Source organism: Variovorax sp. LARHSF232 (genome assembly GCF_052871435.1).
The window spans coordinates 1-3301 of record NZ_JBIXJS010000021.1; the positions used below are offsets into that span (position 1 = coordinate 1).

Below are 3301 nucleotides of genomic sequence, written 5' to 3' on the forward strand. Positions count from 1 at the left end.
GCGAGATCACGGCGGCGAGCCAGGAGCAGACCTCGGGGATCGAGCAGATCAACCAGGCGATCACGCAGATGGACCAGGTGACGCAGCAGAACGCGGCGCTGGTGGAAGAGGCTGCGGCTGCGGCGGCTTCGCTGCAGGAGCAGGCCGGCGGGTTGGTGCAGGCGATCAGCGTGTTCAGGCTTGGTGATGGCGCTCAGGCGGGCCCTTCCGTCATCAGGAAGAGCGTGCCGGCGGCACCCTCCGCCAGAGCGAAACCGAAGGCCGCGGCCAAGGTCTCCCAAGGCATCCGCACCGAACCCGCGCTGGCCGCGGCCGGCGGTGCCGGCGACTGGACCGAGTTCTAGGCAGAGATGGGGAGAGATTCGATGGAAGATGAATATTCGCCGAAGGGCTCGCCCCCCTTCGTCTCGCTGGCGGGCACGCTGACCTTGCGCGCCGGCCTGGCCATGCTGGTCCTGGCCGCATTGATCCTGGGGGTGTTCTACGCGCTGGCCTCCTCGCAGCAGCAGCGCAGCGCCGCCCGGTACGCCAATGCCAAGGCCGAGGCCATCGCCAGCTCGCTGGACGTCTTCGACCAGACCATGCAGCTGAACGCGGAGAACGCCTACGGCGTTTTCCGGCGCCAGTTCGCGCAGGCCTTCGTGCTCGAAGATGCCGCTCTGGGCAGGTTGACGAACCACGGTGTCCTTCTGGATGGCAGCGCCACCACCGAAGTGGACGCCTTCGCGCGCGACTTTCCGGGCGCCAATGCCACGGTATTCGTCGTCCAGGGCGAGGACTTCCGCCGGATCACCACATCGGTCAAGAAGGAGAACGGCGAACGCGCCATTGGAACCCTGCTCGATCGCCAGAGCGGCGCCTATCCGGTGCTGCGCGCCGGCAGGAAGTTCGTGGGGCGCGTCACCCTGTTCGGACGCCCCTACATGACGGTCTACGAGCCGGTGCGCGATGCCGCCGGCCAGGTGGTCGCGGTGCTCTACATCGGCCTGGACATCTCGCGGCAGCAGGCGGCCTTCGGCGAGGCGGTGAGCAAGACCCGCATCTTCGACAGCGGCGGGCTCTACGTCGTCAATCCGAACGGCGCTGCCGCGGCGGCGGCGACCTTGGCGTTCCACCCAACCGCTGCCGGCAGGAAGCTGGCCGACGTTCTTGCACCGGGCGCCGACGCGAGCCAGTGGCTCACCCGCTTGGGCGGCACGGACAACGCGTGGATCGACAACGCGCCGGCGGTGCTCGGCCAGGCACGGGAAGGGCAACGTCACGCCTCCGTGGCCAGGAGCGAAGCGAACGGCTGGCTGGTCGTGGCCGAAGTTCCCGCTTCGGAGGTGATGGCCGAGCTCTACCGACAGATGGCCTGGCTTGCCGGCGCCATCGGCCTGGCCGCCGTGCTGCTGGGCATCGTACTGGTGGCTTTCATTCGCCGAACCGTGCAGCCCCTCCGCCATCTGAGCGAGCACGTGCAGGCCATCGGTGGAGGCGACCTGTCGCGCGAGCTGGTGTCGGAGCGCCCGGACGAGATCGGGGTCATCACGCGGTCGGTGGAATCGATGCGCGATGGCTTGGCACGCGTGGTGCGCGGCGTGCGCGAGGGCACCGATGCGATCGCGACGGCCTCAGGCCAGATCTCTGCCGGCAACCAGAACCTGTCTTCGCGCACCGAGCAACAGGCGAGTTCACTTGAAGAGACGGCCGCTTCGATGGAAGAGCTGACCAGCACGGTCAAGCAGAACGCCGACAACGCGAGGCAAGCCAATCAGCTGGCGCTGTCCGCCTCCGAAGTGGCGGTGAAGGGCGGCGCAGTGGTGGGCCAGGTGGTGGCCACCATGGCCTCCATCGACGCCTCGTCCAAGAAGATCGTGGACATCATCGGGGTGATCGACGGCATCGCCTTCCAGACCAACATCCTGGCCTTGAACGCGGCGGTGGAAGCAGCCCGGGCCGGCGAGCAGGGCCGCGGCTTTGCCGTGGTGGCCGCCGAGGTGCGCAACCTGGCGCAGCGCTCGGCGGCAGCGGCCAAGGAGATCAAGGGGCTGATCGACGACTCGGTGGGCAAGGTGGATGCCGGCGGCGCGCTGGTCGGCGAGGCCGGCAGGACGATGGAACAGATCGTGGGCAGCGTGAGGCGCGTCACCGACATCATCGGCGAGATCACGGCTGCGAGCCACGAGCAGACCCAGGGCATCGAACAGATCAACCAGGCGATCACGCAGATGGACCAGGTGACGCAGCACAACGCGGCGCTGGTGGAAGAGGCTGCGGCCGCGGCCGCCTCGCTGCAAGAGCAGGCCGGTGGGCTGGTGCAGGCGGTGAGCGTGTTCCGGCTGGACAAGAACGAACTTTAGAAAGTTGAACGTGAAGAATCTGAAAATTGGCACCCGCCTGGGGCTGGGCTTCCTGGTCATGATGCTGCTGATGGCCTTCATTTCGGCCACCGGCCTGCTGCGCCTGGAAAGCGTCGGCAATGCCACGCAGGAGATGGTGGAAGGATCGCTGGTCAAGGAGCGGCTGATCAGCCAGTGGTTCAGCGAGTTGATGGCCAACAACGTGCGGACCATCGCCATGGTCAAGTCCATGGACAGCGACAGCGAGGCGTATTTCAAGAAGGGCATCGGCGAAAGCTCGGCGCGCATCGGCGCGATCCAGAAGAAGGTCGAGGCCCTGATCAGCAGCCCCGAGGAAAAGAAGCTCCTGGCCCAAGTGGCCGACACGCGCAAGGAAGCGCTCGATGCCTTGGGTGCCATCGGCAAGCTCAAGGCGGCGGACCAATGGATCGAAGCCACCAAGGTGGCCGACACCCGCTTCGCCGCGGCGCTGGCGAACTACGAGAAGCTGCTGGGCGAGCTGGCCGAGCTTCAGCGCCAGCAGATCGACGGCGCGGCCAAGGGTATTGCACAGGATCATGGCGACGGGCGTCGCGTGTTGATCACGCTGTCGCTGATCGCGCTGGTGGTCGCGGGCCTCAGCGCCTGGCGGCTGACGATCGGCATCACGCGGCCGCTGGGCGACGCCGTGAAGGTGGCCGAGACGGTGGCCGCCGGCGACCTGAGCGCGCGCATCGAAGTCCGAACCCAGGACGAAACCGGCCAGCTCTTTCACGCCCTCCGGCAGATGAACGAGAGCCTGGCGAAGGTGGTGGGCGAGGTACGCACCGGCACCGACAACATCGCCACCGCTTCGGGCCAGATTGCCAGCGGCAACCAGGATCTGTCATCCCGCACGGAAGAGCAGGCGAGCTCCCTGGAGCAGACCGCCGCTTCGATGGAAGAGCTCACCAGCACCGTCAAGCAAAACGCCGACAACG

The 3301-nt window shown here is 67.1% G+C and carries 2 protein-coding genes and 1 pseudogene; all 3 read left to right on the top strand.

Annotated features, from left to right (window positions below):
• Positions 1-344, top strand: a pseudogene (locus ACIPRI_RS26610) (methyl-accepting chemotaxis protein); the annotation flags it as partial.
• 21 nt (positions 345-365) lie between these two features.
• Entirely contained in the window at positions 366-2342 is a 1977-nt protein-coding gene (locus ACIPRI_RS26615; protein ID WP_446624513.1) for a methyl-accepting chemotaxis protein, read from the top strand.
• A gap of 10 nt (positions 2343-2352) precedes the next feature.
• The coding region (locus ACIPRI_RS26620) for a methyl-accepting chemotaxis protein (protein WP_446624514.1) at positions 2353-3301 on the top strand (949 nt) is incomplete at its 3' end.

Coding starts and splice junctions, on each gene's coding strand:
- ACIPRI_RS26615 (WP_446624513.1), top strand. CDS start 366: ATGGAAGATGAATATTCGCCGAAGGGCTCGCCCCCCTTCGTCTCGCTG.